This is a genomic window from Actinosynnema sp. NPDC091369 (genome assembly GCF_044757065.1).
Taxonomy (GTDB): Bacteria; Actinomycetota; Actinomycetes; order Mycobacteriales; family Pseudonocardiaceae; genus Actinosynnema.
On sequence record NZ_JBIVUG010000001.1, the window covers coordinates 499,614 to 525,873 of the forward strand.

Here is a 26,260-nt window from a genome sequence, read left to right on the forward strand (position 1 = left end):
CACCGAGACCTCGGACACGGCCCGACACGGCACGAGCCCCGCGGCGGTGAAGCGCCACGGGGCTCGTCCGAGTGCGGGTGCTAGGGCGCGATGCGCTGCACTTCCCAGCCGTCGCGGCCGAGGCGGAAGCGGAGGCGGTCGTGCATGCGGTCGCGGCGGCCCTGCCAGAACTCGACCTCTTCGGGTCGGATGCGCCAGCCGCCCCAGTGGGGCGGCACGGGTACGCGGTCGGCGTCGGCGAACTGCCGCTCGACCTTGTTCAGCGCGCTCTCCAAAGTGGAGCGCCCGCTGACCACGCGGGACTGCGGGGACGCCCAGGCGCCCAGCTGCGAGCCGCGCGGGCGGCTCGCCCAGTAGGCGGCGGTCTCGGCCGGGCCGACCTTCTCCACGATGCCGCGCACGTGGGCCTGCCGCTGCATCGCGAACCACGGGAACGTGGCCGAGGCGTACCGGGTGGCCATCAGGTCGTGGCTCTTGGCCGAGGTGTAGTTGGTGAAGAACACCAGGCCGCGCTCGTCCAGGCCCTTCGCCAGCACGGTCCGCGAGGACGGGCGGCCCTCGGGGTCGGCGGTCGCCAGGACCATCGCGTTCGGCTCCGGCAGGCCCGCTCCCGCCGCCTGGTCCAGCCACAGCTGCAGCTGCTCGTGCCAACTGGCCTCGAGGTCGCTCTCTGTGAGCGAGCCCTGCTCGTAGGACACGCGCATCGACGGCAACGCGATGTTCGTCGTCTCCGACATCCCGACCTCCCGGAGCGTACTTCCGCCTGGCCAAGGCACTTGTGGCACCTGGTGATCCCGCGACGGTACGGGTTCCACCGGCGGCGCGAAACCGCCCGCACGGTGATGACCGCCACCCGATCCGTGACTTTCGGTGTGACCCCCACCTCGGAATCGAGTCCGAGATCGAGTCAGATGCCGCTCGCGCCGGGATGCCTGGCCCGTGCCTGGTCGAGCGCGCGTTCCACGGTCACCGCGTCGTGGCCCACGGCGGTGCTCAGGCTCCCGCCGCGAACCAGCGGAACGAGTGACCACCACTGGGCTGACACCGCTCCCGGGAGGTCCTCGCCCCAGCACAGCAGCTCCGTGCCGAGCACCCGCCGCCCCGCCAGGCCGGCCGGGCTCGCGTCCACTTCGGGCGTTCCCAACCGGGACGTCTGCCGCAGCACCGGCCCGTTCCGCCGCACGTCCAGCGTCGTGGTCAGCGAGCCGGGCCGCTCTCCCTTGCGCCCCAGCACGACGACTTCCCGCGCACGCAGCCGAGCGCCCTCCCCCATCCGCGCGCGGAACACCGCTTCGTGGCACGCACGCGCGGTGACCACGGTCGGTTCCGGCGAGTACGCCAACGACGCGCCGTCGGCCAATTCCACGTCGACGAGCGCACGGCTGCCGCCCCCGCGGTGGCCGGGCAGCACCAGCGTCGCGGCCACGCCGCGCAGCTCCAGCGACGCCCCCGCCTCGACCGTGACGCGCAATTCCAGGTCGTCGCCGCCCAGCGGCGCGGTGACCGCGCTCACCAGGTGCACGAGCGCCGCCTCGTCGCGCGCGCGATCGTCCGATTGCCGGCTCCGCCGGCGGTCGTCCGATTGCCGGCTCCGCCGGCGGTATGGCACCAGCCGCAGCGGGGCCATCGACCGCATCTCGCGCACGACCGTTCGCCCGTTCGGGTCGAGTGCCACGACCAGGTGAGCCCTCGCCTTCACCGGCGCAACCCCCGTGACCCCCGGCACGTCCTCGTACCGGGTGGACTTCCCACCCGCGGATCTCGGGGGAGATCATGATGAGGAGATTTCTCGCAACAGTTGCGACAACGGCTGCCGTGCTCGCCACGGGGGGAACCGCCGTCGCCCGAGCGGAGGGCACCACCTGCCAGTCGGTGGACCTCGACATCGCCTTCGGCCGGGTGGAGGGCGCGGCCGGCACGGTGTACCGGGAGGTCGTGCTGACCAACCGGGGCTTGCGCACCTGCGTCCTGCGGGGCTTCCCGGGCGTGTCCTATGTGGACTCCGACGGGAATCAGGTCGGCGCGGCGGCCGTGCGCGTCGGCGAGCGCGGCGCGCTGCTCACCCTGCCGCACGGCGCCGCCGCCGTCTCGGACGTCGGCTTCGCCGAGGTCGACAACTTCGACCCGGACGTGTGCCGCAAGACACCCGTGTGGGGCATCCGCGTGTTCCCGCCGGACGAGACCGTGCCGCTGTACCTCCGGATGACCGGCCGGCACGGCTGCGCGGGCGACGTGAGCGCGTTCGGCAATCAACTGACCGCCGCGAGCGTGCGGAGCTGAGCGCGCACCCAGTCGGCCACCGCGGGTGCGTCCGGTGTGTCCACAAGGGACTGGCTGATCACCGGTAGCTCACCGCGCATCCGGTGGGCGTCGGCCGTCATGACACCGAGGTCGGCGCCCACCATCGGCGCGAGGTCGGTCTTGTTGATCACCAGCAGGTCCGCGGTGGTCACCCCGGGTCCGCCCTTGCGCGGCACCTTGTCGCCGCCCGCCACGTCGACCACGAAGATCTGCCGGTCCACCAGGCCCCGGCTGAACACGGCGGTCAGGTTGTCGCCGCCGCTCTCGATGATCACCAGCTCCAGGCCGGGAACGCGGTGCTCCAGCAGCTCCACCGCATCCAGGTTGGCGGTGATGTCGTCGCGGATGGCGGTGTGCGGGCACGCGCCGGTCTGCACGGCCTCGATCCGCTCCACGTCCAGCACCCCGGCGGCGCGCAGGAAGTCGGCGTCCTCGGTGGTGTAGATGTCGTTGGTGACGACGGCGAGGTTCACGCTGCCGCCCAGCGCCCGGCACAGCGCGGCGGTCAACGCGGTCTTGCCGCTGCCGACCGGCCCGCCGATGCCGATCCGCACGGCCCGGTGCTCGTGGTCGTGCGCGTGGTGCGGGTCGTGGCCCGCGTCGGTGGGGTCGAAGTTCACCGGGTGCACGTGGTCAGCTGACAAAGAGACGCACCTCTTCCGAGTGGTGGCGGTCGTGGGCTTCGGCCAGCAGGTCCAGGCCGGGGGCGCTCGGCGCGGGCAGGTCCTCGGGCGGGGTGTCGGCGTGGTCGGCGGCCGTCGCGGCGATCGCGTCGATCTCCGGCGCCAACGCGGCCAGCGCCGCGTTCACCCCGAACGGGTCGAGGCCCAGCAGCCGGACCGCGGCCGTCGCCGGGCCGGTGACCGCGTGGTAGGCCACGGTCTGCGCGGCCTCGAACGGCTCGCCCACGAGCACGCCCACGATGATCGGGTGGTGCGGGCGCGGCGCGACCCGCAGCAGCTCGGCCAGCGCCGCCGACGGCCACGCCCGCCGCGCCGCCCGCGCGATGCCGCGCCCCTGCACGCGTGAGGCGTTGCGCTGCGCGGGCGACGGCGTACGGGCGTCCAGCTCGGCGTCCAGCTCCGCGTACCGCCCCCGGCACGCGGCCGACGCGAACACCGCGCCCAACGCCCCCGCCGTGCGCAACCGCCCGACCAGGAACGACCGCAACGACACCTCGTCGTGGACCAACCGCCGCGCGACGGCCTCCTCCAGCCCGCCCGAGTGCACGTGACCGCCTCCCGGGAACCGGGAGTCCGCGATCATCAGCGCCGCGAGGTTCATCAGAACAGGAAGTAGCGCTGGGCCATCGGCAGCTCCGCCACCGGCGCGGGCTCCACCAGCTCGCCGTCGATGCGCACGGCGAAGCTGTCCGGGTCCACCTTCACCGACGGCATGGCGTCGTTGAGCACCATGTCGGCCTTGGTGACGCCCCGCGTGTTCCGGACCGGCACCAGCGGGCGCGCCAGCCGCAGCAGGTCCGCCAGCCCGGCGTCCACCGCCTCCTGCGCCACGAAGTGCACGCTGCCGCGCGCCGCCGAGTGCGCGCCGAACATCGGCCGGGCGAACACCGGCTGCGGCGTCGGGATGGACGCGTTCGCGTCGCCCATCGCCGCGTGCGCGATGAACCCGCCCTTGAGCACGACCGCCGGCCGCACGCCGAAGAACTTCGGCTCCCACAGCACCAGGTCGGCCAGCTTGCCGACCTCCACCGACCCGACCTCGTGGTCGATGCCGTGCGCGATGGCCGGGTTGATCGTGTACTTGGCCACGTACCGGCGGGCGCGCAGGTTGTCGGCCGTGCCACCACCACCGGCGAGCTCGCCCCGCCGCCGCCGCATCACGTGCGCGGTCTGCCACGTCCGGATGATCACCTCGCCGACCCGGCCCATGGCCTGGGAGTCGGAGCTGATCATCGAGATCGCGCCCAGGTCGTGCAGGACGTCCTCGGCCGCGATCGTGGTCGGCCGGATGCGGCTCTCCGCGAACGCCAGGTCCTCGGGCACGGACGGGTTGAGGTGGTGGCACACCATCAGCATGTCCAGGTGCTCTTCGAGCGTGTTCACCGTGTGCGGGCGCGTCGGGTTGGTGGACGACGGCAGCACGTTCGGCTCGGACACCACCTGGATGATGTCCGGCGCGTGCCCGCCGCCCGCGCCCTCGGAGTGGTAGGCGTTGATCGACCGGCCCGCGATGGCGGCCAGCGTCGACTCGACGAACCCGGCCTCGTTCAACGTGTCCGTGTGGATCGCGACCTGCACCCCGGACTCGTCGGCGACCCGCAGGCACGCGTCGATCGCGGCCGGCGTGGTGCCCCAGTCCTCGTGCAGCTTGAACCCGCCCGCGCCGCCCGCCAGCTGCTCGCGCAGCGCGTCCTCCCGGGTGGTGTTGCCCTTGCCGAGCAGCAGCACGTTCACCGGCATGTGGTCCATCGAGGCGAGCATCCGGCCCAGGTTCCACGCGCCGGGCGTCACCGTGGTGGCCTTCGTGCCCTCCGCCGGACCCGTGCCGCCGCCGATCAGCGTGGTCAGCCCCGAGGCCACGGCGACGTCCACGATCCCGGGGGTGATGAAGTGGACGTGGCAGTCGATGCCGCCGGCCGTGAGCACCTTGCCGTTGCCCGACAGGATCTCCGTGGACGGCCCGATGACCAGCGCCGGGTCCACGCCGTCCATGGTGTCGGGGTTGCCCGCCTTGCCGATGCCGACGATCCGGCCGTCGCGCACGCCGACGTCCGCCTTCACCACGCCCCAGTGGTCCAGCACGACCGCGCCGGTGATGACGAGGTCCGGCGCGCCCTCCGCGCGGGTGGCCACGCCCTGGCCCATCGACTCGCGGATCACCTTCCCGCCGCCGAAGATCACCTCGTCGCCGGAGCCGTGCGGGCCCATCGACCGGTCCTCGGTGACCTCGATCAGGATGTCGGTGTCGGCGAGCCTGATCCGGTCGCCGACCGTCGGGCCGAGCAGTTCCGCGTACCGGCGGCGGTCGATCCCGGTCACCGGCCCGGCTCCCCGGCGTCCGGCTCCCGGGCGGCCGACCCGGCGGCGTCCGGCTTCCCGGCGTCCAGGTCCCCGGCCCACTCCGGCCGCAACCCCGGCACCCGCCGCGCGCCCGCCAGCGGCACCAGCACCACCTCCCGCTCCACGCCCGGCTCGAACCGCACCGCCGTCCCCGCCGGCACGTCCAGCCGCTTGCCCCACGCGGCCTCCCGGTCGAACTCCAGGCCGGGGTTGGCCGCCGCGAAGTGGTAGTGCGACCCGACCTGCACCGGGCGGTCCGCCGCGTTGACCACGACCAGCGTGGTCCGCGGCCGGCCGGGGTTCAGCTCGACCGGCTCGTCGCCGGTGATGATCTCGCCTGGGACCACGGGCTGCTCCTCACACGATCGGGTCATGCACGGTCACGAGCTTGGTGCCGTCCGGGAAGGTCGCCTCGACCTGCACGGACTCGATCATCTCGGGCACACCCGCCAGGACCTGGTCGCGCGCGAGCACGTGCCGGCCGCTCTCCATCAGCTCGCTGACCGTCCGGCCGTCACGCGCGCCCTCCAGCACGTGGTGGGTGATCAGGGCGACCGCTTCCGGGTGGTTCAGGACCACTCCGCGCTCCAGCCGCCGTCGTGCGACGTCGGCGGCCACGTGGACCAGCAGCTTGTCCCGCTCCTGCGGTGTCAGGTGCATGGTGGGTGGTCTACCACGGGCAACGACCCGAACGCGGAACGGAAACAAGCCGTTAACGATCTCTGAATCGGTTCCTTGATCGTGACCGAGGACACGCGTGGCCGCGATTGCCGTCCGCTGGGAAGGGGAGCAAGGTTTCTCCAACTTCTTTACTTTCGCCGAGAAGGAGCGCACAGCGTGGTGCAGACCGAGGACGACGGTTTCCGGCCGGGTCTCGAGGGCGTGGTCGCCTTCCGCACCGAGATCGCCGAACCGGATCGCGACGGTGGCGCCCTGCGCTACCGCGGCGTGGACATCGAGGACCTGGCCGGTCACGTCACCTTCGGCAACGTGTGGGCGCTGCTGGTCGACGGCCGCTTCGGTCCGGGTCTGCCGCCCGCCGAGCCGTTCCCGATCCCGGTGCACACCGGCGACGTCCGGGTGGACGTGCAGGCGGCGCTGGCCATGGTCGCCCCCATATGGGGCTACCAGCCGCTGCTGGACATCACCGACGAGCAGGCCCGCGAGCAGCTCGCCCGCGCCTCCGTCATGGCCCTGTCCTACGCGGCGCAGTCCGCTCGCGGCATCGGCCGCCCCGCCGTGCCGCAGCACCGCATCGACGAGTGCACCACCATCACCGAGCGCTTCCTCACCCGCTGGCGCGGCGAGCCCGACCCGGCGCACGTCAAGGCCCTGGACGCCTACTGGGTGTCGGCCGCCGAGCACGGCCTGAACGCCTCGACGTTCACCGCCCGCGTCATCGCCTCCACCGGCGCGGACGTCGCGGCGTCCATGTCCGGCGCGATCGGCGCGATGTCCGGCCCGCTGCACGGCGGCGCGCCCGCCCGCGTGCTGCCGATGATCGAGGAGGTCGAGCGCACCGGCGACGCCGAGGGGTTCGTCAAGGGCATCCTCGACCGGGGCGAGCGGCTGATGGGCTTCGGCCACCGCGTCTACCGGGCGGAGGACCCGCGCGCCCGCGTGCTGCGCCGGACGTGCCGCGAGCTCGGCGCCACCCGCTACGAGGCGGCGAACGCCCTGGAGCAGGCCGCCCTGGCCGAGCTGCGCGAACGCCGCCCGGACCGCGCCATCGAGACCAACGTCGAGTTCTGGGCCGCGGTGATCCTCGACTTCGCCCAGGTGCCGCCGCACATGATGCCCGCGATGTTCACCTGCGCCCGCACCGCCGGCTGGTCGGCGCACATCCTGGAGCAGAAGCGCACCGGCCGCCTGGTCCGCCCGTCCGCGAAGTACGTGGGCCCCGGCCCGCGCAAGCCGTCCGAGGTGGAGGGCTGGGCCGAGATCGCGTGACGGACCTGCCCGTCACGCCCCTGGAGGCGTTCGGCGACGAGCGCGGCGTCAGCTTCACCCTGGCGGGCCTGTCCGCCCTCGGCCCGATCGCCGACGCGCACCTGGCGTCCGTCCGACCGGGCCGCACGCGTGGCCGGCACTACCACGCCCACAAGGGCGAGCTGATGGCCGTGGTCTACCGCGACACCTGGTCCCTGCACTGGGACACCGGCCCCGGCACCCCGACCCGCCACCGCACGTTCACCGGGTCGGGGGGCGTCGTGGTCGCACCGCCCCCGAACTGGGCGCACGCCGTCCGCAACGACGGCGACCGCGACCTGTGGATCTTCGTCGGGTACGACCGGGCCGACCGCGACACGCACCCGCGCCAGGTCACCGACGGTGATTCCACGTGACCCGGGACACCCGCCTGTCACCGGCCGGCCACGCGGCTGCAACACTTAGGGCCCCGGCAACGGCGCCGGTCGTGCCGACCCCCTCCCCGTAACCGGAGGCTTCGCGATGACCCAGACCGCCGACCCGACCTCGTTGGTCCTGCCCTCCGACCTGCTGCCGTCCGACGGCCGGTTCGGGTGCGGGCCCTCCAAGGTCCGTCCCGAGGCCCTGGCGGCGCTCGCGGCCGAGGGCGCCGCGCTGATGGGCACCTCCCACCGGCAGAAGCCGGTGAAGTCCCTGGTCGGCTCGGTGCGCGCCGGTCTGCGGGAACTGTTCTCGCTGCCCGAGGGCTACGAGGTCGTCCTGGGCAACGGCGGCACCACCGCGTTCTGGGACGCCGCCGCGTTCGGCCTGGTCCGCGAGCGCGCCCAGCACTTCACCTACGGCGAGTTCTCCTCGAAGTTCGCCAAGGTCACCAACGACGCGCCGTTCCTCGGCGAGTCGATCGTGGTCAAGGCCGACCCGGGCAGCGCGCCCGAGATCGCCTACGCCGAGGGCGCCGACCTCGTCGGCTGGGCCCACAACGAGACCTCGACCGGCGTGGCCGTGCCCGTCTCCCGCCCCGCGAACAGCGACGGCGCGCTCATCGCCATCGACGCCACCTCCGGCGCGGGCGGCCTCCCGGTCGACCCGGCCGACTTCGACGTCTACTACTTCGCGCCGCAGAAGTGCTTCGCCTCCGACGGCGGCCTGTGGATCGCGCTGATGTCCCCGGCCGCCCTGGAGCGCGTGGACGAGATCGGCAAGTCGGGCCGCTGGGTGCCGGAGTTCCTGTCGCTGACCACGGCGCTGGACAACTCCACCAAGGACCAGACCTACAACACGCCCTCCCTGGCCACGCTGTTCCTGCTCGACAACCAGGTCCAGTGGATCCTGGGCAACGGCGGCCTGAAGTGGGCCGTCGAGCGCACCGCCGACTCGTCGTCGCGGCTGTACTCGTGGGCCGAGTCGACCTCCTACACGACCCCGTACGTGGCCGACCCGGCGCACCGCTCGCAGGTCGTGGGCACCATCGACTTCGACGACTCGGTGGACGCCTCGGTCGTGGCCAAGGTGCTGCGCGCGAACGGCGTCGTGGACGTCGAGCCGTACCGCAAGCTGGGCCGCAACCAGCTCCGCGTCGCCATGTTCCCGGCCGTCGAGCCGACCGACGTGAGCACGCTGACCAAGGCCGTCGACTGGGTCGTCTCCCAGCTCTGACCGCGCGGTTCCACCGACGGGGGTCGTCCCACCACGGGGCGGCCCCCGTCGCCGTCACCAGGCACTTCGGCATCCCGAACCGAACCGCGCCCGGGGCCGCACAGGTGAACCTTGGGGTAACGAACGTGCGCGACGCGCCGACATACGGCAAGATCACACGAAGATATCGGTGAACGCGGCGAGTCTCCCCCGTCAAGGCGGCGCGCCGCATTAACGTGAGTACTCGTGCGAGGTGAGCCATCCGGGAGGCCATGATGCGAGCGTTGCGAGTCATCGGGCTCGAAGACGACGGCAAGTCCGTCATCCTCGAGGACCCGGATCGCGGCGAGCGCTTCGTGCTCCCCGCCGACGAACGGCTGCGCGCGGCGGCACGCGGTGACCTGACCCGGCTCGGCCAGATCGAGATCGAGGTCGAGAGCCAGATGCGGCCCCGCGAGATCCAGGCGCGCATCCGCGCCGGCGAGTCCGTGGCCCAGGTCGCGGCCGCCGCCGGTCTGCCCGCGCACCGCGTCGAGCGCTACGCCTACCCGGTCCTGCTGGAGCGGTCCCGCACCGCCGAGCTGGCCCAGCGCGCCCACCCCGTCCGCGAGGACGGCCCGGACGTGCAGACCCTCGGCGAGGTCGTCGCGCACTCCTTCGGCCTGCGCGGCCAGGACTACGCCGACGTCAGCTGGGACTCGTGGCGGGGCGAGGACGGCCGCTGGGTGGTCCAGCTGCACTGGACCGCGGGCCGGTCGGACAACCTGGCGCACTGGGCGTTCCACCCGGGTGCCCAGGGCGGCACGGTGACCGCGCTGGACGACGGGGCCATGGAGCTCATGGACCCGAACCCCAACCGGACGCTGCGCACGGTCCGCCCGGTGACCCAGCTGGCCCGCCAGGCCCTGGAGCTGGAGAAGCAGGCGGAACCGGAGATCCTCGCCCGCGAGGAACCGGCCCCGCCGCCCCCGGCGCCACCGGTCCAGGAGCCCCAGCCCACGCCGGACCCCGTTCCGGTCGCCGAGGAGCCGATCCCGGCCGCACCCCCGGCCCCGAAGCAACCGGCCGCGGCCACCAAGCAGCAACCGCCGCGCAAGGACCCGCCGCCCAAGCGCGGCAAGAAGAACCACCCGATCGTGCCGTCCTGGGAAGACGTCCTGCTGGGCGTCCGCTCCACCCGGGGCTGACCCGGTCCACCGGAACGCCCCCGCCTCACCCGAGGCGGGGGCGTTCTCGCGTAGTTTTACTGATGCCCCGCCCGGACCGGGTGCCCGAGGATCGCTCACATGAGGAGCGGGGCGTGGCGGTACGGCCGGCTGGCGGCGATCGGTGCGGTCGTCGGGCTCGGGTGGTGGCTGTCGCCGGGGCTGCCGGCCGCGGTCTGCGCGCCGGACGACTATCCGTGCCGGTACGGGATGGAGTGGAACCTGCTGCTCCTGGTGTGGCCCGCGCTGCCGGTGGTGAGCTGGCTGGCGGCCTGGTTCGCGCTGCGCCGGCTGGGCGTGGCCAAGCCGGGCGTGACGGCGGCCACGTGCGTCGGCGTGACGCTGCTGCTGGCGCTGGTGACGGCGGGCGGCGGTGCGCTGCCCGCGGTGGCGTTCGGGCCGGGGGTGGGCGCGGTGGCGTTCCTCATCGGCGGCCTGCTGTCGGCGTGAGCGTTTACCGCGCGTGACCGGCCGGGTAACCGATCACCATGCTGGGACGACTGGTCGCCGGAGCCGTGCTCGGCGCCGCCCTGGGCGCGGCCTGGTGGGGCCTGCGCGAGTTCATCGCATCGGGGACGATCTGCTCCACCGAGAACTGGGACTGCCTGGCCGTGGGCCTGTTCGCGATGCCGATCAGCCTGATCGTCGGCGTCCTCCTCGCCTGGCTGGTCCTGCGGGCCGCCCACCAGGACCGGGCACTCGGCTTCGCGGCCGTGGGCGTGACCTTCACCGCCGTGTTGACCCTGCTCACCGTGTGGGTGTCGATCCCGGCGGGTTCGGTCGCGGCAGGCGTCATCGGGTTCGTCCTCGCCGCACCGGTGACAGCACGGCACCCGGTCGGCCACACTGCTGCCCGTGGCTGACACCCCGGGCACCCCGGACACCTCACGCCTGACCGCGGGCGGTTTCGCGGTCAAGGTGCTGGTGCGCGTGCTGGTGTCGGCGTTCGTCGGGTCCGCGCTGCTCATCGCGTGGATCTGGGCGTACCGCAGCGGCGTGCTCGACCGGGTGGTGAACGACACCACCCTGGGTGAGTTCATCCTGCTGGTCGTGGTCGGCCTGCCGATCGCGCTGCTGTTCAGCGCCCTGCTCGCGGGCCCGGTGCTCTGGCTGCTCAAGGTCCGCCCGGTGTGGCCGATCATCCTGCTCGGCCCGGTCCTGCTGGGCCTCGCGCACTACTTCGAGCTGCCGGACCAGTTCGCGGCCCTCGGCGACAAGTGGACCGTGCTGACCCTGCTCGCGGGCGCCAGCTACGGCCTCGCCGCCCTGCTCAGCGCGCCCGCCGTCCTCCGCAAGCGGTAGTCACCCCGGCAGCGGCACGGCGTCGAGCACGTCGTCGTCGAAGCCCTCGAACCGGCACCACCGCACCGCGTCCTCCCGGCTGATCGGCCGCGCCCCCTCCGGCCGGGGCCCGCCCACCGCGTCCCAGCCGTCCGGCGCGAGCACCCACAACTTGCCCCCGCGCACCGCCAGCAACCGGCCGCGCGGGAACGCCATGGACGCCTCGGCCCGCAGGTACGTCACATCCACCTTGACCTCCACCTAGGTCCAGCTTGCAGGGTCGAAGCCGGGAAAACCGGATGCCGATCGTCGGCCCACCTTCGTACCGTCGGGGTGGACCGGAGGGGGACTCGTGTCGGAAGACCGTACTTCCACAGCCGCGACACTGCGCAGGCTGTGGCCGTACCTCAAGCCCGTGCGCACGCCCGTCGTGCTCGCGATGGCCGCCACGTTGCTCGCGATGACGTGCGGCCTGGGCATCCCGCTGATCACCCAACAAATCGTGGACGGCCCGATCGCCGACCGCGACCTGGGCGCGTTGCCGCTGCTCATCGGCATCGTCGTGGTGCTCGGCTGCGCCGAGGCGGGCCTGTTCTACGCCCGCCGCAAGCTGATCGCCGGACCGGCGTCGGACGTCGAGGCGCGGATGCGCGCCGAGCTGTACCACCACCTCCAGGACCTGGAGGTGGCCTTCCACGACCGCTACCAGTCGGGGCAGCTGCTGTCCCGCGCCACGACCGACCTGACCCAGGTGCGGCGGTTCGTCGGCTTCGCCGTGATCTTCCTGGTGGTGAACACGCTGGTCGTGGCGATCGGGCTGGGCGTGCTGTTCTGGCTCGCGCCCGTGCTCGGCCTGATCGTGCTGGCGACCACGTTGCCGCTGGTCGGGCTGTCGTACCTGTTCGAGACGAAGTTCAAGGTGGTGGCCCGCCGGGCGCAGGACCAGTCCGGCGACCTGACCACCGTGGTCGAGGAGTCCGTGCTCGGCATCCGGGTGCTCAAGGCTTTCGGCCGCGGCCCGCACCTGACCAAGCGGTTCATCCGGCAGGCCCGCGAGCTGCGCGACACCGAGATCTCGAAGGTGCGGATCTTCGCCGCGCTGTGGGCGGTGCTGATCGTGCTGCCCGAGCTGGGCATCGCCGGGCAGCTCGCGTTCGGCTCGCTCGGCATCGCCGACGGCACCGTGACCGTCGGCACGCTCGTCGCGGCCGTCACGGTGAGCGCTTACCTGCGCTGGCCGATTGACTCGATCGGGTGGTTGTTGGCGGAGACGAACTCGACCGCGTCGGCCCTGGAGCGGTACTTCGAGGTGACCGACACCGACGTCACCGTGACCAGCCCGCCCGACCCGAAGCCCCTGGCCACGCCCGTGCGCGGGCACGTGCGCCTCGAAGGGGTCCGCTACCGCCACCCGGGGTCGGACCGCGAGGTGCTGCGCGGCGTCGACCTGGACATCCGGCCGGGCGAGACCGTCGCGCTGGTCGGCGCCACGGGCTCGGGCAAGACCACCGTCACCGCGCTCGTGCCCCGGCTGGCCGACGTCACCGCCGGCCGCGTCACGCTCGACGGCGTCGACGTCCGCGACCTGGACCTGGCGGACCTGCGCCGCGTGATCGGCACGGCGTTCGAGGAGCCGATCCTGTTCTCCGCGAGCGTCACCGAGAACGTGGCGCTGGGCGCCGAGGGCGTCGACGAGGAACGGGTCCGCGAGGCGCTGAAGGTGGCCCGCGCCGAGGAGTTCGTCGACGCCCTGCCGTGGGGCCTGGACACCCGCATCGGCGAGCAGGGGCTGTCGCTGTCCGGCGGGCAGCGACAGCGCCTCGCGCTGGCCCGCGCGGTCGCCGGCCACCCGGCGGTGCTGGTGCTGGACGACCCGCTGTCCGCGCTGGACGTGCACACCGAGGCCGAGGTGGAGGCCGCGCTGCGCCGCGTGCTCAAGGACGTCACGGCGCTCGTCGTCGCGCACCGCCCGAGCACCGTCCAGCTCGCCGACCGGGTGGCGATGCTGGTGGACGGCCGGATCGCGGCCACCGGAACGCACGCGCAACTGCTTGCGGACAACGAGGACTACCGCGCCCTGCTGTCCACCATGGAGGACGAGGAGGTGGCGGCGTGACGAGCAGCGTGACCGAACCGCGGCCGGACGAAGAGGAAGCCTGGCGCGGCGTCGCCGCCGAGGACGTCGAGGAGGTCGACCACGCCACGGGCGTGAAGCTGCAGGCCCGGTCCCGCCGCCTGCTGGCCGAACTGCTCCGCCCGCACACCCGGGCCGCGATCCTCGCGCTGGTCGTCGTCATCGCGGAGAACGTGGTCAACCTGGCCGGTCCGCTCCTCATCGCGGCGGCCATCGACACCGGCGTGCCGTCCGCGTTGGACGGTCGTCCCGAGGCGCTGGCCTGGTGCGTCGGCGGCTACGTGGCCGCCGCGATCTCGGCCACGCTGCTGCGCTGGTCGTTCGTCCGGCTCACCGGCCGGATCGGCCAGGACGTCCTGCTGGTGCTGCGCGAACGCGTGTTCCGGCACGCGCAGCGGCTGTCGGTGTCGTTCCACGAGAAGTACACCTCCGGCAAGGTCATCTCGCGCCTGACCAGCGACGTCGACTCGCTTCAGGACCTGGTCGAGGAGGGCTTGGACGGCTTCTTCACCTCGATGCTGTCGCTGTTGGGCATCTCGGTCGTCCTGCTCTACCTGGACGTCCCGCTCGCCCTCGTGGTGCTGTCCGGCTTCGTGCCGCTGATCCTGCTCACCCGCTGGTTCCGCCGCCGCTCCGGCCGCGCCTACCGGCACACCCGCGGCGCGATCGCGAAGATCATCGTGCAGTTCGTGGAGACCATGAACGGCATCCGCGCGGTGCAGGCGTTCCGGCGGGAGCGGCGCAACGAGAAGATCATGGGCGAGCTGAACGGCCGGTTCCGCGACGCCAACACCGACGCCATGGGCGTGATGGCGGCCTTCACCTCGCTCGTCCGGGTGATCGGCAACCTGTCGTTGGCGGTGATCCTCGCCTGGGGCGCGTTCCGGGTGGCCGACGGCGGGCTGGAGCTCGGCGTGCTGGCCGCGTTCACGCTGTACGTGCGGCGGTTCTACGACCCGTTCGACCAGCTGGCCATGTTCGCCAACGCCTACGCCTCGGCCACCGCGGCGCTGGAGAAGATCTCCGGCCTGCTGGAGGAGGAGCCGCAGGTCCGCGAGCCCGAGGAGCCGACGCCGCTGGGCGACGTCCAGGGCGCGGTGCGGTTCGACGGCGTCGAGTTCCGCTACTCCGACTCCACGCCGGTGGTGCTGCCGCCGTTCGACCTGACCGTGCCCGCCGGGCAGACCGTGGCGCTGGTCGGCGCGACCGGCGCGGGCAAGTCGACGCTGGCCAAGCTGGTGGCCCGGTTCTACGACCCGACCGCGGGCGCGGTCCGGCTGGACGGGGTCGACCTGCGGTCGGTCGCCGACGCCGAGCTGCGCCGCGCGGTCGTCATGGTGACGCAGGAGAACTTCCTGTTCGACGGGTCCGTGCTGGACAACATCGCGCTGGGCCGCCCGTCCGCGACCCGGGAGGAGATCGAGGCGGCGGCACGGGCGGTCGGCGCGGACGACTTCATCCGGGCGCTGCCCGAGGGCTACGACACCGACGTGCGCAAGCGCGGCGGTCGGCTCTCGGCCGGGCAGCGGCAGATGGTGGCGTTCGCGCGGGCGTTCCTGGCCGACCCGGCGGTGCTGGTGCTGGACGAGGCGACGTCCAGCCTGGACGTCCCGACCGAACGCGCGGTGCAGGGCGCGTTGGAGACGGTGCTGGCGCGGCGGACGGCGTTCATCATCGCCCACCGGCTGTCCACCGTGCTGATCGCCGACCGGGTGCTGGTGCTCGAAGGCGGCCGGGTGGTGGAGGACGGCACGCCGGAGGAGCTGATCGGCGGGCGCGGCCGGTTCGCCGCGCTGCACACCGCGTGGCGGGACTCCCTGGCCTAGGCCGGGGGCTCGGGGGCTAGGGGCTCAGCAGGGTGGTCAGCAGCAACGACAGCCACGCCGCCAGCACGCCCGCCACCACGCCGTACGCGACCCACCGCCACACCGGCACGTTGCGCGCCAGCCACACGGACGGGGCGATGCCGCCGACCACCAGGGCGTTCGCCAGCAGCGCGAGCCACTGGCTGGTCTCGCCCAGCCCGACCGACAGCGTGTAGACGGTGAACGTCACCACGGCGGCGACGATGAAGGTGACCGTGAGGCCGGTGCCCCAGGGGGTCTCCTCCCGGGGTTCCGGCTCCTCGGCCTCGCCGTCCGCCGCGTCGACCAGGTCGTCCGACCCGTCCTCGTCCGGCCTGTCCTCGTCGGTCGGGACCTCCACGACCACCTGCTCGCCGCTCACCGGGTCCGTGTACTCGACAGGTGTGCCCATGTCCGCCGCCACCCTTCCCGCCAACTGACGTCCCCGCCTGGTCACGAGCGCGTTCGCCGCGCCGTCGGAGGGCGGCTCGGCCCGCGTCACCGCGTCGGCCACCTTCGCCCACTCGTGCAACGCGTCGGCCAGACCGGCGCCGAGCGGGAGGGTGTGCGGGTCGACTTCCCGCTCGCCCGCGTCGTCGCGGCCCGCGAGCACGGCCCGGCCGTCCTGGACCCGCAGTTCCACCTACGTCCTCCTCTGCTCGTGCTCGGGGAGAACGTAGCGCGTTCAGGCGATCGCGTAGAAGGCGATCGCGGCCGCGGTCGCCACGTTCAGCGAGTCGACGCCCTCCGCCATCGGGATCCGGACGGCGAGGTCGGCCGCCGCGATGGCCTCCTCGGTCAGCCCCGGGCCCTCCGATCCGAGCAGCACAGCGACCTTCCGGCCGCGCAGGCCGGCGTCGGCCAGGTTGCGCGAGTCGGCCCGCGGGGTGAGCGCGGCGACCGTGAAACCGTTGCGGCGCAGCAGGTCGAAGCCTTCGGTCAGGTTCGGCATCGAGGCGAACGGCACGCGCAGCACGTGACCCATCGAGACGCGGACGCTGCGCCGGTACAGCGGATCGCTGCACCCCGGGCCGAGCAGCACCCCGTCGATGCCGAGCGCGGCTGCGTTGCGGAACAGCGAGCCCAGGTTCTCGTGGTCGCCGACGCCTTCGAGCACGGCGAGCCGCCGCGAGGAGGCGACGAGCCCGGCCACGTCGGGTTGGGGTGCGCGGTCGGCGGCGGCCAGCACGCCGCGGTTGAGGTGGAACCCGACGACCTCGGCCATGACGTCGGCGGACGTGACGTAGGCGGGCGCGGGGAGGTCGCCGAGGGCCTCCACCCGGCGCCGCACGCCGAGCAGCGCGCGCACCGGGTAGGGCGAGGCGAGGAGCCGTTCGACGACGACCACGCCCTCGGCGATCACCAGGCCCCGGCCGCCGGGGCGGTCCGGTCGCCGGTCGGCCGTGGACAGGTCCCGGAAGTCGTCCAGCCGGGGGTCGGCCGGGTCGTCGATCTCGATCACGCGAGCAGTGTCCCACTCCCCGAGAGGTGACCATCCCTCGTCGATCGTATGCCGCATACACAAGCCCACCACCAGCAGGTTCTCGCTGATTGTTACCGCGATGTGACAGAGAGCACCGATTTGGGCGCTGGCGGGTCGGTGCGCGCTGTGTCACGGTTGGCCTCCGCTAAGCCCGCCGGAGCAGCCCTACCGATTGGGAGGCGGCATGGGTACGGATGTGTCCAGTCGGACGTTCACCAGAGAGGACCGCCAGCGCTACCGCGAGCGCATGCAGCGGTGCATGGACGCGCTGGGAACCATGCTGGTGGAGGACAGCTTTTCCTTCCCGAGGCAGCAGATGGGGCTGGAGATCGAGCTGAACCTGGTCGACGGCGCGTGTCGGCCCGCGATGGCCAACTCCGAGGTGCTGGAGAAGATCGACGACCCGTCGTTCACGCTCGAGCTGGGCCAGCACAACCTGGAGGTCAACGTCCCGCCGCGCGAGCTGGCCGGCGACGAGACGCTGGACCTGGAGAAGGAGCTGGTGTCGACGCTGGCGTCGGCGGACGTGAAGGCGCACGACGCGGGCACGTCGATCGTGATGATCGGGGTGCTGCCGACGTTGCGGCACGAGCACTTCGACCGGCGGTGGTTGTCGCAGCAGGCGCGGTACACCATCTTGAACGACCGGATCCTGGCGGCGCGCGGCGAGGAGGTCGTGCTGTCGATGGAGGGCGCGCCCATGCCGGGGCGGGCGGGCGAGCGGCTGTCCAGCTACGCCGAGTCCATCATGCCGGAGGCGGCTTGCACGTCCGTGCAGCTGCACCTGCAGGTGGCGCCGGACGATTTCGCGGCGCACTGGAACGCGGCGCAGGCGTTGGCCGGGGTGCAGGTGGCGATCGCGGCGAACTCGCCGTTCCTGCTGGGTCGGGCGCTGTGGCACGAAACCCGCATACCGCTGTTCGAGCAGGCCACCGACACCCGTTCGCAGGAGCTGAAGAACCAGGGCGTCCGGCCGCGGGTGTGGTTCGGGGAGCGGTGGATCACGTCGATCTTCGACCTGTTCGAGGAGAACGTCAGGTACTTCCCGGCGCTGCTGCCGGAGACGGGTGACGAGGACCCGTTGGACGTGCTGGGGTCGGGCGGCACGCCGTCGTTGACGGAGCTGCGGCTGCACAACGGCACGGTGTGGCGCTGGAACCGGCCGGTCTACGACGTCGTGGACGGCGTACCGCATCTGCGCGTGGAGAACCGCGTCCTGCCGGCCGGGCCGACGGTCCTGGACACCATGGCCAACGCCGCGTTCTTCTACGGCGCGCAGCGGGCACTGACCACTTTGGAACGTCCTCTGTGGACTCAGATGTCCTTCCACGCCGCGGAGGAGAACCTGTACGCCGGTTCGCGGCACGGGATGGGGTCGCAGCTCTACTGGCCCGGGATCGGCTGGGTGCCCCCGGACGAACTGGTCCTGCGCCGCCTGCTCCCCCTGGCCCACGAGGGTTTGCAGGCGTGCGGCGTGTCCGACGAGGCCCGCGAGCGCTACTTGGGCGTGATCGAGGCGAGGTGCCTGGCCCGCCGCACGGGGTCGCTGTGGCAACGCGAAACGGTCGCCCTCCTGGAAGACCACGGCGCCGACCGCGACACCGCGCTGGCCACCATGCTGGGCCGCTACGTCGAACTGTCCCACGCCGGCGAACCGGTCCACACCTGGCCCGTCGACCTCTAACCCACCCCTCGCCACCCTCTCCCCACCCCACGCCTTCCCCCACCCCACGCCCTCACTCCGCGGCCCACCAACGCCCCTGCTCGCCCACCGCGGCTCACCCACCGCCACCCACCGCGCGGCGGGCCACCCCGCCCTCAACCGACCTCACACCAACCCCGCCGCGCACCCCTCACCCCTACCGCCGCTCTCCAGCCGCCGCGCGGCTCTCCCCCTGCCGCCGCGCGGCTCTCTTCCCCTACCGCCGCCACTCGGACCACCACCGGCACCGCCGGTCCCGCCCACCCGATGCCCGCCCAGAGCGCCCACACTCCGCCAAGCCTTCCTCCACCGCGAGCTCACGCTCTATGCGCACACGAGCCCGCATGCCCGAGCCCACACGCGCCCCGTACGCGTGCCCGCGCATCCCGCGGTCGTCCGCCCCACCCCGCACGCGAGACCGTCGCGGCGAGGCGTCGCGGCCGTCGCGGCCAGGCGTCGCGGCCAGGGGGCAAGCTCGCAGCCATTGGGCGTGCGGGCTCGTGTGCGCGAGGTCAGCTGCCAGGCTTGCGGGGCCCTGAGCTTTCGAGGGCTCGGGCCGTGCCCAGTCGAGTGGGCCGTTCGCGTTCGAGCGCCGTGCACAATCCGGGGCCGGGTGCCGCGCCTTCATTCTTCCGGCAACGCTTTCGGCGTTTCCATTGATCCCCGCCCGCGCTCGATTCGCACGTTAGAGTGATCTTCGCAGGACCTGCCGACCCGTGCCCGACCCCACGATACCGCAGGTCAGCGCCTACGCCCCGCCTTCAACGGAGCCACGTCGGCACCGTCGTGGGAGCTGCGGCACTCGTCGGGCGTCACAGCCTCGACCGCCAAGGTCAGCATGCCCTTCACACCGGTGTAGATGCTCTCGCCCGCCGACGCCAGCGACGTGTGCACCCGGTTCGAGTCGGAGAAGTCGCGCTCGTCCTTCGTGCGCTTCTTCCCGGCCTCCTCGGGCTTGGTCGCACTGCGCAGGTTGACCTCCAACCACGCGGCGACCTCGGTCGGCGTGGTCAGCACTTCCTCCGGCGTGCGCTCCAACCGCTCAGCGCGCGGGGAGGCGTGGTCGAGGGACGTGTGCTCCACATAAGCGTGCCAATGCGTGTTGCGCAGCGACCACGTCTGCTCGATCGGCCAGTCCTCCTCGGTGCCCATGCACCTATCTTGCCAGGGTCCGCACGTCCAAGGTGTGGTCAACCCCCACTGCCGACGCCAACCTCCGGTCGTGGGTGACGAGCAGCAGCGTTCCCCCGTAACCGTCCAGGGCCCGTTCCAACTGCTCGATGGCCGCCACGTCCAGGTGGTTGGTCGGCTCGTCCAGCACCAGGCACGTCGTCCCCCGCGCCTGCAACACCGCCAGCCCGGCCCGCGTCCGCTCCCCCGGCGACAGCGACAACGCCGGCCGCAGCACGGCGTCGGCACCCACCCGGAACTTCGCCAGCAACGTCCGCGCCTCCACGTCCGCCAGCCCCGTCAACCCGGTCACGACCTCCAGCACCGGCGACGTCACGGCGAAGTCCGCCCGCACCTGGTCGACCTCGCCGACCACCACCCCCGGCCCCTGGCTCCGGTCGCCGGCGTCCAGCGGCAGCCGTCCCAGCAGCGCACCGAGCAACGTCGACTTGCCCGACCCGTTCGGCCCCGCGATCCGCCACCGCTCGCCCGCCCCGATCGTCAGATCGACGGGCCCCAGCGTCACGTCGCCCCGGCTGACCACGGCGCCGCGCAACGTGAACGCGACCTGGCTGCCCCGCCCCGCGCTGGGCAGCGCCAACCGCAGCTCCCACGGTTCGCGCGGCTCCTCGACCTCCTCCAGCCGCGCCAACTGGCGGTCCACAGTGGACGCGCGGGCGGCCAGGTTCTCCGCGCCCTGCTTGCGCGCGAACTTGATGTTCTTGTCGCTCTCGTCGGTCTTCGCGTTGCGCCGCACGCCCTGCCGCGACCACTCCCGCGCCTGCCGGGCCCGCTGCGCCAACGCGTCCCGGCGCGCCGCGTAGACCTCGTACTCCTCCCACGCCCGCTCCCGCACGCGTGCCTGCTCCTGCACGTACGCGTCCCACCCGCCGCCGAACACGCTCACCCGGTGGCTGAACTCGTCCAGCTCGGCGATGGCGGTCGTGGTGCGGGCCAGGAACTCGCGGTCGTGGCTGACCAGCACCATCCCGGCCGGGCTGCGCAGCACGTGCTGCTCCAGGACCTCCAGCCCGGTCAGGTCGAGGTCGTTGGTCGGTTCGTCGAGCAGCAGCACGTCGGCCGTCGTCAGCAGGACGGACGCCAGCCGCAGCCGTGCCGACTGCCCGCCGGACAGCTCGCCGGACCCGCGTTCGTCCAGCAACGTCGCCGGCAGCCCGAGCCGCTCGCACACCTCGTCGGCGCGTTCGGCGAAGTCGGCCGCGCCGGCCGCCGTCCACACGTCGAACGCCCGCGCGTAGGCGTCCTCGGCTCCCGGAACGCCCTCGCTCAACGCCGTCGTCGCCGCCTCGAACGCGCGCTGCGCCGCCGCCACCCCCGTGCGACGGGCCAGGTGGTCGCGCAACGACTCGCCCGGTCGGGTCCCGGTCTCCTGGGTGAGGTGAGCGACCGCGCCGCGCGCGGTGACGGTGCCGGAGTCGGGGGCCAGCTCGCCGGCGAGCACCCGCAGCAAGGTCGACTTGCCGACCCCGTTGGGCGCGACGAGACCTAGGCGTTCACCTGCGGGAACATCGAGATCGACCTCCGCGAGCACGGTCCTCGGGCCGAACGACAGCGAGACGTTCCTGGCCGTCAACACCGCCCGATCATCACACGCGCGCCGACCGCGGGCACGCGAGTTTCACACGACGAGGCCCCGCCCTCCGGTGGTACGACCGGAGGGCGGGGCCTCGTCTGTTCCCGAACTGACTGCCGCTCCCACCACGAAGCGACGAGACTTAGGTTAGCCTAACTTCTCCCGCAGCACCAGTCCTGCGCACCAAACCCCGCGCGACCAGCTCCACGACCACCGCGATCGCCACCGCCTCCACCGCCAGCAACCCCAGCAGCACGACGAGCTGCAACGCCCCCGCCTGCCACACCGGCGCGCCACCCAGCAACATCCCGACGAACGCCCCCGGCAACGTCACCAGCCCGACCGTGCGCGTCTGGTCCAGCGCCGGGATCAACGCCTCCGCCGCCGGCCGCCGCACCAGCTCCCGCACCGCCACCGGCTCGGTGAACCCGAGCGCCAGCGCCGCCTCGAACTCGCCGTGCCGGTCCCGCAACGTGTCCAACGCCCGCCGCACGGACAGCGTGGTCGCGGTCATCGCGCCGCCGATGAGGATCCCGCCGACCGGCACCAGCGCGATCCCCTCCACCGGCACCAGACCGCTCACGACCAGCGCCAGCAGCGCGGGCACCGTCCCGCCGAGGATCGCCGCACCCACCCAGGCGCCCCGCCGGCCGGTCTTCGTGCGCGCCGCCGACGTGCCCGTCGCGACACCCGCCATCAACACCAGGAACGCGGCCGTCAGCGGCAGTGACGCGAGCACCACCGTGATCACCGCCGACACCGCGGCCAACTGCGCGGTCGCCCGCACCGCCGCCCGGACGACGGGCCGCGGCGAGGCCAACCGGGCCCACCACACCACGGCGCCCGCGACGGCCGTGAAGATCAAGCAGACGACGAGCAGCCGGACCCAGTCCGTCGCGATGACCACGTGCCCATTGTCGGACGGGTGGTCAGGCGCGGGCTCGGCGACGCAGGCCCAAGCGGGGCGTCGGCAGCTTCAGGCCGCCCCGGCGGGCCAGCACGATGCCGCCGACCACGGCTGCCAGGATCGACACCGCGCCACCGACGACGAGCGGCGCCCGTGCGGTGAAGTGCTCGGCCAGCCAGCCCATGACCGGGCCGCCCACCGGGTTCCCGCCCAGGAACACCAGCATGTAGAGGCCCATGACCCGGCCGCGCATGGCGGGCGAGACGGCCAGCTGCACGGTGGCGTTGGCGGTCGTCGTGAAGGTCATCATGGCGATGCCGAGGGGGATCAGCGCCAACCCCGTCAGCCACATTGTAGGCAATATACCGGCGACAATCTCCAGTACGCCGAATGCCAGAGCGCCGATGATCAGCAGTCGCAGTCGGGGCTTGCCCTTGGCACTGCGCTTCGCGGCCAGGGTCGCGCCCGCCAGCGTCCCGACGGCCAGCATTGTAGACAGTAGTCCGTATGCATCCGCGTCGCCGCCGAACGTGTTGCGCGCCAGCACCGCCAGCGTCACGTAGAAGTTCAGCCCGAACGTGCTGATGAAGAACACCAGGAACAGCAGGATCACCAGGTCGGCGCGCTTGCGCACGTACCGCAGACCCTCCCGGAGCTGCCCCTTCTCCCGCGGCACGGGGTCACCGCGGTGCAGCTCGGCGACGCGCATCATCAGCAGCCCGGACAGCACGCCGAGGAAGCTGACCGCGTTGATCAGGAACACCCACCCGGTGCCCACGAAGATGATCATCACACCGGCCACGGCCGGGCCGACCATCCGGGCCAGGTTGAACGTCATCGCGTTCAACGCCACCGCGTTCGTGAGCTGGTCCCGCCCGACCATCTCCACCACGAAGCTCTGCCGCACCGGCGTCTCCACCGCCGACACCGCCCCGAGCAGCAGGCACAGCAGGTAGACGTGCCACAGCTGCACCACACCGGTGACGTCGAGCAGGCCGAGCGTCAGCGCGCAGAGCCCGAGCCCGGTCTCCAGCACGAGCAGCAGCTTGCGCTTGTCCATCCGGTCGGCGAGCACACCGGCCCACAGCGACAGGAACAACGTGGGCGCGAACTGCAACGCGGCGGCGATGCCCAGGGCGACGGGTGAGCCGTCGGACAGCTCCAGCACCAGCCAGTCCTGCGCGACGCGCTGCATCCACAGCCCGACCAGCGACACGACCTGGCCGGACGCGTAGAGGCGGTAGTTGCGCACGCGCAGCGAGCCGAACATGCGCCGGCGTGGCGGGGGTGCGGCTGGGTTGCGTTCGACCTGGTCCGTCTCTGCCCCACCCGCGTACGCCGGCACCGCGTTACTGCCCCGCCATCCTGTCGATTATCTCGGCGGCGCGCGACAGCACGCCCCGGTCCTCCGGTGTCAGCTCCGCCAGCCGCTTGTCCAACCAAGCCTCGCGCGCGGACACCTCTTCGTTGATGTAGCTCAGCCCCGCCTCGCTCAGCTCCACGATGGCCTGCCGGCCGTCGGTGGGGTGGGGGCGGCGCGTGGCGAACCCGTACTCCTCCAGGGCGGCGATCACCCTGGTCATCGACGGGGGCTGGACGCCTTCCTTGGCGGCCAGCTCGCCCGGCGTCAGGGGTCCGCACTTGTGCAACGTGGACAGCGCGGACACCTGGGTGAGCGAGATCGCGGAGTTCACCCGCTGCGCGCGGAGCCTGCGGTTGAGCCGGACGACGGCCAGCCGCAACCGACTCGCCAGTCCTGCTTCCGCCTCGGTCTCCGCCACGTAGTTAGCATACCTCACGATCTCTGCGCCCATCGTGTGAACTTGCCCATTCAGCCGGCGAGAGCGGCCTGGATGGGGCCGATCGCGAAGTAGACGACGAAGGCGGCCGCCACGATCCACATGAGCGGGTGCACGCTGCGCGCCCGCCCGGTGAGCGCCCGCAGCACCACGTAGCTGACGAAGCCCGCGCCGATGCCGTTCGCGATCGAGTACGTGAACGGCATGATCACGATGGTGAGGAACGCGGGCAGGCCGACGGAGAAGTCCGCGAAGTCGATCTCCTTGATCTGCATGATCATCAACGCGCCGACGACCACCAGCGCGGGCGCCGCCGCCTCGATCGGCACCACCGCGTACAGCGGGGTGAGGAACATGGCGGCGAGGAACAGCAGCCCGGTGACGATGTTGGCCAACCCGGTCCGCGCGCCCTCGGCGATGCCGGACGCCGACTCGATGTAGACGGTGTTGGACGACGAGGACGCCGCACCACCCGCGACCGCGCCGACGCCGTCCACGAACAGCGCCTTGGACACGCCCGGCAACTGGCCGTCCTTGCCGATCAGCCCGGCTTCCTTGCCCAGGCCGGTCATCGTGCCGACGGTGTCGAAGAAGTCCGTGAGCACCAGCGTGAACACCAGCAGCGCGGCCGTCAGCGCGGGCACCCGCGTCCACGCGCCGAACGACACGTCGCCCAGCAGGGAGAGGTCGGGCAGGCCGAACACCTGCTCCGGCAACGCCGGGTAGCCGAGGTTCCACCCGGCGGGGTTGGTGCCCTTCGACGGGCCCGCCTTGACGATCGCCTCGATCACGATGGACAGCACGGTCGCCGCCAGCACGCCGATCAGGATCGCGCCCTTGACCCTGCGCGCGACCAGGATGCCGGTGACCACCAGGCCGACCACGAACACGAACGTGGGCCACGACGCGATGGACCCGTTGATGCCCAACCCGACCGGCACGGTCGTGCCCGCCGCGTCCGGGAGACGGCGCACGAAGCCCGCGTCGACCAGGCCGATGAAGCAGATGAACAACCCGATGCCGACCGCGATGGCCGCCTTCAACTCCGCCGGCACCGCGTTGAACACGGCCGTGCGGACACCCGTGACGACCAGCAGCAGCACCACCAGGCCGTTGACCACGACCAGGCCCATCGCTTCGGGCCAGGACATCTGCGGCACGATCGTGACGGCCACGAAGGAGTTGATGCCCAGGCCCGTGGCCAGCGCGAACGGGTAGTTGGCGACGAGTCCGAACAGGATCGTCATGACCCCGGCGACCAACGCCGTCACCGCCGCGACCTGCGGGATGGTGAGGATGTTGCCGAGCACGTCGACCTTCGCGCCGGGGTCGTCGGCGGCGAAGCTGCCCAGGATCAGCGGGTTGAGCACGACGATGTAGGCCATCGTCACGAACGTGACGAGCCCGCCGCGCACCTCCCGGCCGACCGAGGAGCCGCGTTCGGAGATCTTGAAGAACCCGTCCAACTTGGAACGGGCCGGCCCGCCAGGGGGCGTCTGCGCGGCGGGTGTCTCGGCGGTGGCCATCTCATCTCCTCGATCGGTGGTGCTGCTGTTCGGGCCGTGCCCGGCGCTGCGGGGGTGCCGGGCGGGCCGTGCTCGGCGCGTGCCGAGCGGTGCCCGGCCGGGTGCGGGACGGGCGTGCTCGGCGCGGGCCGAGCGGGTGGCGCTCAGCGCGGGCTGAGCCGGTCGTGCGGGCAGAGCGTGCCCTACCCGTGTTGCGGACAGGTAGCCTGCCCGACGTGGCCGAACAGGACGCAACACCCCTCCCGCCCCCACCCTCGCTCCCCCCGCGCCTGGCCGACCCCGTGCCGGTGGTCGTGGTCGGGACGGCGCTGTGGTGGCTGGGGCTGCTCGGCGTGCTGCTGTTCGGGCGGGACTTCGGCGTGCTGGGGTGGACGTGCCTGTCCGGCGGCGTGCTGGGGATCATCGGCTACGGCATCTTCGCCTGGCAACGCTCAGCCGCGCGCCGCGGCAGCAGGACCGCTCAGCAGGGGCTCGAGTAAGCGCCGGCCGGCCGACGTACCCAGCCCGGGCGGCCCTGGTGGGTGAGCTCCCACGCAACGCCTTCCGCCCGACATCCGCCGGCGCGAAGCCCCGCCCGCGCGAAGCGTCCGCCTGCGAAGCGTCCGCGCGACACCGTTCCGCCGCGCGGCGACACCGTTCTGCTCGGGACCCGTCGCGGATGCCCTGTGCTCGACGCCCCGGAGGTTGGCCGACGGCGGCTCGACATCGTCCCGTCCGGCCCCGCCGT

At 72.5% G+C, this 26,260-nt stretch carries 29 protein-coding genes; 13 read left to right on the forward strand and 16 right to left on the reverse strand.

The features are described from left to right. Positions 1-80 precede the first annotated feature (80 nt). Both pdxH and ACIQMJ_RS02405 read right to left on the reverse strand, forming a co-directional pair. Positions 81-737: a pyridoxamine 5'-phosphate oxidase gene (gene pdxH, locus ACIQMJ_RS02400; RefSeq protein WP_499759219.1), complete on the reverse strand. Its 657-nt coding sequence runs from the start codon at positions 735-737 to the stop codon at positions 81-83. A 170-nt stretch (positions 738-907) separates the two neighbouring features. Then, positions 908-1,699 (reverse strand): urease accessory protein UreD, encoded by a 792-nt coding sequence (locus ACIQMJ_RS02405; RefSeq protein WP_499759220.1) that lies wholly within the window; start codon positions 1,697-1,699, stop codon positions 908-910. 116 nt (positions 1,700-1,815) lie between these two features. Here ACIQMJ_RS02405 and ACIQMJ_RS02410 point away from each other — a divergent pair, with 116 nt between their 5' ends. After that, positions 1,816-2,280 (forward strand): DUF4232 domain-containing protein, encoded by a 465-nt coding sequence (locus ACIQMJ_RS02410; RefSeq protein ID WP_499759221.1) that lies wholly within the window; start codon positions 1,816-1,818, stop codon positions 2,278-2,280. On the opposite strand, the gene ureG is transcribed toward ACIQMJ_RS02410, so the two are convergent. The 5 genes from ureG to ACIQMJ_RS02435 are packed head-to-tail and all read right to left on the reverse strand — an operon-like array spanning position 2,250 to position 5,984. Beyond that, a complete protein-coding gene (gene ureG / locus ACIQMJ_RS02415; protein ID WP_499760230.1) occupies positions 2,250-2,930 on the reverse strand; it encodes an urease accessory protein UreG in 681 nt (226 codons plus the stop codon). The genes ACIQMJ_RS02410 and ureG overlap by 31 nt on opposite strands. A gap of 4 nt (positions 2,931-2,934) precedes the next feature. Further along, complete coding sequence (locus ACIQMJ_RS02420) at positions 2,935-3,585, reverse strand: urease accessory protein UreF (protein ID WP_499759222.1); 651 nt, start codon at positions 3,583-3,585, stop codon at positions 2,935-2,937. After that, positions 3,585-5,303 carry an urease subunit alpha gene (locus tag ACIQMJ_RS02425; protein ID WP_499759223.1) on the reverse strand — a complete coding sequence of 573 codons (1,719 nt, stop codon included), beginning with the start codon at positions 5,301-5,303 and terminating at the stop codon, positions 3,585-3,587. Before ACIQMJ_RS02425 ends, ACIQMJ_RS02420 begins: the two co-directional genes overlap by 1 nt. Next, positions 5,300-5,671, reverse strand: coding sequence for an urease subunit beta (locus tag ACIQMJ_RS02430; protein ID WP_499759224.1), 372 nt, complete (start codon positions 5,669-5,671; stop codon positions 5,300-5,302). The genes ACIQMJ_RS02425 and ACIQMJ_RS02430 overlap by 4 nt, the downstream gene beginning before the upstream one ends. Positions 5,672-5,681: 10 nt before the next feature. Continuing rightward, positions 5,682-5,984, reverse strand: a complete 303-nt coding sequence (locus ACIQMJ_RS02435; RefSeq protein ID WP_499759225.1) for an urease subunit gamma — start codon at positions 5,982-5,984, stop codon at positions 5,682-5,684. A 177-nt stretch (positions 5,985-6,161) separates the two neighbouring features. On the opposite strand from ACIQMJ_RS02435, the gene ACIQMJ_RS02440 reads away from it, so the two are divergent. The 7 genes from ACIQMJ_RS02440 (at position 6,162) to ACIQMJ_RS02470 (ending at position 11,395) form a co-directional block, all read left to right on the forward strand. Further along, positions 6,162-7,274 carry a citrate synthase 2 gene (locus ACIQMJ_RS02440; protein ID WP_141979370.1) on the forward strand — a complete coding sequence of 371 codons (1,113 nt, stop codon included), beginning with the start codon at positions 6,162-6,164 and terminating at the stop codon, positions 7,272-7,274. After that, positions 7,271-7,669 (forward strand): polysaccharide biosynthesis C-terminal domain-containing protein, encoded by a 399-nt coding sequence (locus ACIQMJ_RS02445; protein ID WP_499759226.1) that lies wholly within the window; start codon positions 7,271-7,273, stop codon positions 7,667-7,669. The genes ACIQMJ_RS02440 and ACIQMJ_RS02445 overlap by 4 nt, the downstream gene beginning before the upstream one ends. A gap of 106 nt (positions 7,670-7,775) precedes the next feature. Beyond that, entirely contained in the window at positions 7,776-8,909 is a 1,134-nt protein-coding gene (serC, locus tag ACIQMJ_RS02450; protein WP_499759227.1) for a phosphoserine transaminase, read from the forward strand. A 254-nt stretch (positions 8,910-9,163) separates the two neighbouring features. Then, positions 9,164-10,075: a septation protein SepH gene (sepH, locus tag ACIQMJ_RS02455; protein WP_499759228.1), complete on the forward strand. Its 912-nt coding sequence runs from the start codon at positions 9,164-9,166 to the stop codon at positions 10,073-10,075. Positions 10,076-10,174: 99 nt separating this feature from the next. Next, positions 10,175-10,543 (forward strand): hypothetical protein, encoded by a 369-nt coding sequence (locus tag ACIQMJ_RS02460; protein WP_499759229.1) that lies wholly within the window; start codon positions 10,175-10,177, stop codon positions 10,541-10,543. A 38-nt stretch (positions 10,544-10,581) separates the two neighbouring features. After that, positions 10,582-10,956 carry a hypothetical protein gene (locus ACIQMJ_RS02465; protein WP_499759230.1) on the forward strand — a complete coding sequence of 125 codons (375 nt, stop codon included), beginning with the start codon at positions 10,582-10,584 and terminating at the stop codon, positions 10,954-10,956. Beyond that, positions 10,949-11,395, forward strand: a complete 447-nt coding sequence (locus ACIQMJ_RS02470; protein ID WP_499759231.1) for a hypothetical protein — start codon at positions 10,949-10,951, stop codon at positions 11,393-11,395. Before ACIQMJ_RS02465 ends, ACIQMJ_RS02470 begins: the two co-directional genes overlap by 8 nt. On the opposite strand, the gene ACIQMJ_RS02475 is transcribed toward ACIQMJ_RS02470, so the two are convergent. Next, the gene (locus tag ACIQMJ_RS02475; RefSeq protein ID WP_499759232.1) at positions 11,396-11,623 is read right to left on the reverse strand and encodes a hypothetical protein; all 228 of its coding nucleotides are present in this window, start codon (positions 11,621-11,623) and stop codon (positions 11,396-11,398) included. A 103-nt stretch (positions 11,624-11,726) separates the two neighbouring features. Here ACIQMJ_RS02475 and ACIQMJ_RS02480 point away from each other — a divergent pair, with 103 nt between their 5' ends. Together ACIQMJ_RS02480 and ACIQMJ_RS02485 are read left to right on the forward strand one after the other, a co-directional pair. Continuing rightward, a complete protein-coding gene (locus tag ACIQMJ_RS02480) occupies positions 11,727-13,490 on the forward strand; it encodes an ABC transporter ATP-binding protein (RefSeq protein WP_499759233.1) in 1,764 nt (587 codons plus the stop codon). Continuing rightward, complete coding sequence (locus ACIQMJ_RS02485; RefSeq protein WP_499759234.1) at positions 13,487-15,334, forward strand: ABC transporter ATP-binding protein; 1,848 nt, start codon at positions 13,487-13,489, stop codon at positions 15,332-15,334. The genes ACIQMJ_RS02480 and ACIQMJ_RS02485 overlap by 4 nt, the downstream gene beginning before the upstream one ends. A 16-nt stretch (positions 15,335-15,350) precedes the next feature. On the opposite strand, the gene ACIQMJ_RS02490 is transcribed toward ACIQMJ_RS02485, so the two are convergent. Continuing rightward, positions 15,351-15,995 (reverse strand): DUF2537 domain-containing protein, encoded by a 645-nt coding sequence (locus tag ACIQMJ_RS02490; protein WP_499759235.1) that lies wholly within the window; start codon positions 15,993-15,995, stop codon positions 15,351-15,353. Between the two features lie 42 nt (positions 15,996-16,037). After that, positions 16,038-16,805: a TrmH family RNA methyltransferase gene (locus ACIQMJ_RS02495; RefSeq protein WP_499760231.1), complete on the reverse strand. Its 768-nt coding sequence runs from the start codon at positions 16,803-16,805 to the stop codon at positions 16,038-16,040. Positions 16,806-17,019: 214 nt separating this feature from the next. Here ACIQMJ_RS02495 and ACIQMJ_RS02500 point away from each other — a divergent pair, with 214 nt between their 5' ends. Then, positions 17,020-18,519 carry a glutamate-cysteine ligase family protein gene (locus ACIQMJ_RS02500; protein ID WP_499759236.1) on the forward strand — a complete coding sequence of 500 codons (1,500 nt, stop codon included), beginning with the start codon at positions 17,020-17,022 and terminating at the stop codon, positions 18,517-18,519. Between the two features lie 759 nt (positions 18,520-19,278). On the opposite strand, the gene ACIQMJ_RS02505 is transcribed toward ACIQMJ_RS02500, so the two are convergent. The 6 genes from ACIQMJ_RS02505 to ACIQMJ_RS02530 all read right to left on the reverse strand — a co-directional run bounded on the left by ACIQMJ_RS02505 (position 19,279) and on the right by ACIQMJ_RS02530 (position 25,533). Beyond that, a complete protein-coding gene (locus ACIQMJ_RS02505; RefSeq protein ID WP_141979381.1) occupies positions 19,279-19,689 on the reverse strand; it encodes a hypothetical protein in 411 nt (136 codons plus the stop codon). Between the two features lie 4 nt (positions 19,690-19,693). Next, entirely contained in the window at positions 19,694-21,304 is a 1,611-nt protein-coding gene (locus ACIQMJ_RS02510) for an ABC-F family ATP-binding cassette domain-containing protein (RefSeq protein WP_499759237.1), read from the reverse strand. A gap of 139 nt (positions 21,305-21,443) precedes the next feature. Next, positions 21,444-22,208 (reverse strand): ABC transporter permease, encoded by a 765-nt coding sequence (locus ACIQMJ_RS02515; protein ID WP_499759238.1) that lies wholly within the window; start codon positions 22,206-22,208, stop codon positions 21,444-21,446. Between the two features lie 22 nt (positions 22,209-22,230). Next, positions 22,231-23,478 carry an MFS transporter gene (locus tag ACIQMJ_RS02520; protein ID WP_499759239.1) on the reverse strand — a complete coding sequence of 416 codons (1,248 nt, stop codon included), beginning with the start codon at positions 23,476-23,478 and terminating at the stop codon, positions 22,231-22,233. 79 nt (positions 23,479-23,557) lie between these two features. Next, positions 23,558-24,022, reverse strand: coding sequence for a MarR family winged helix-turn-helix transcriptional regulator (locus ACIQMJ_RS02525; protein WP_141979384.1), 465 nt, complete (start codon positions 24,020-24,022; stop codon positions 23,558-23,560). A gap of 17 nt (positions 24,023-24,039) precedes the next feature. Further along, entirely contained in the window at positions 24,040-25,533 is a 1,494-nt protein-coding gene (locus tag ACIQMJ_RS02530; protein ID WP_499759240.1) for an NCS2 family permease, read from the reverse strand. Positions 25,534-25,549: 16 nt separating this feature from the next. On the opposite strand from ACIQMJ_RS02530, the gene ACIQMJ_RS02535 reads away from it, so the two are divergent. Together ACIQMJ_RS02535 and ACIQMJ_RS02540 are read left to right on the forward strand one after the other, a co-directional pair. Beyond that, entirely contained in the window at positions 25,550-25,690 is a 141-nt protein-coding gene (locus tag ACIQMJ_RS02535) for a hypothetical protein (RefSeq protein WP_499759241.1), read from the forward strand. A 58-nt stretch (positions 25,691-25,748) separates the two neighbouring features. Continuing rightward, a complete protein-coding gene (locus ACIQMJ_RS02540; RefSeq protein ID WP_499759242.1) occupies positions 25,749-26,012 on the forward strand; it encodes a DUF2530 domain-containing protein in 264 nt (87 codons plus the stop codon). Positions 26,013-26,260 lie beyond the last annotated feature (248 nt).

Excerpts from the sequence above, each read along its gene's own strand:
- ACIQMJ_RS02420 (WP_499759222.1), bottom strand. The coding sequence starts at position 3,585 with ATGAACCTCGCGGCGCTGATGATCGCGGACTCCCGGTTCCCGGGAGGC.
- ACIQMJ_RS02520 (WP_499759239.1), bottom strand. The coding sequence starts at position 23,478 with ATGTTCGGCTCGCTGCGCGTGCGCAACTACCGCCTCTACGCGTCCGGC.
- ACIQMJ_RS02530 (WP_499759240.1), bottom strand. The coding sequence starts at position 25,533 with ATGGCCACCGCCGAGACACCCGCCGCGCAGACGCCCCCTGGCGGGCCG.
- ACIQMJ_RS02500 (WP_499759236.1), top strand. The coding sequence starts at position 17,020 with ATGGGTACGGATGTGTCCAGTCGGACGTTCACCAGAGAGGACCGCCAG.
- ACIQMJ_RS02465 (WP_499759230.1), top strand. The coding sequence starts at position 10,582 with ATGCTGGGACGACTGGTCGCCGGAGCCGTGCTCGGCGCCGCCCTGGGC.
- sepH (WP_499759228.1), top strand. The coding sequence starts at position 9,164 with ATGCGAGCGTTGCGAGTCATCGGGCTCGAAGACGACGGCAAGTCCGTC.
- ACIQMJ_RS02505 (WP_141979381.1), bottom strand. The coding sequence starts at position 19,689 with ATGGGCACCGAGGAGGACTGGCCGATCGAGCAGACGTGGTCGCTGCGC.
- ACIQMJ_RS02525 (WP_141979384.1), bottom strand. The coding sequence starts at position 24,022 with ATGGGCGCAGAGATCGTGAGGTATGCTAACTACGTGGCGGAGACCGAG.
- pdxH (WP_499759219.1), bottom strand. The coding sequence starts at position 737 with ATGTCGGAGACGACGAACATCGCGTTGCCGTCGATGCGCGTGTCCTAC.
- serC (WP_499759227.1), top strand. The coding sequence starts at position 7,776 with ATGACCCAGACCGCCGACCCGACCTCGTTGGTCCTGCCCTCCGACCTG.
- ACIQMJ_RS02435 (WP_499759225.1), bottom strand. The coding sequence starts at position 5,984 with ATGCACCTGACACCGCAGGAGCGGGACAAGCTGCTGGTCCACGTGGCC.
- ACIQMJ_RS02460 (WP_499759229.1), top strand. The coding sequence starts at position 10,175 with ATGAGGAGCGGGGCGTGGCGGTACGGCCGGCTGGCGGCGATCGGTGCG.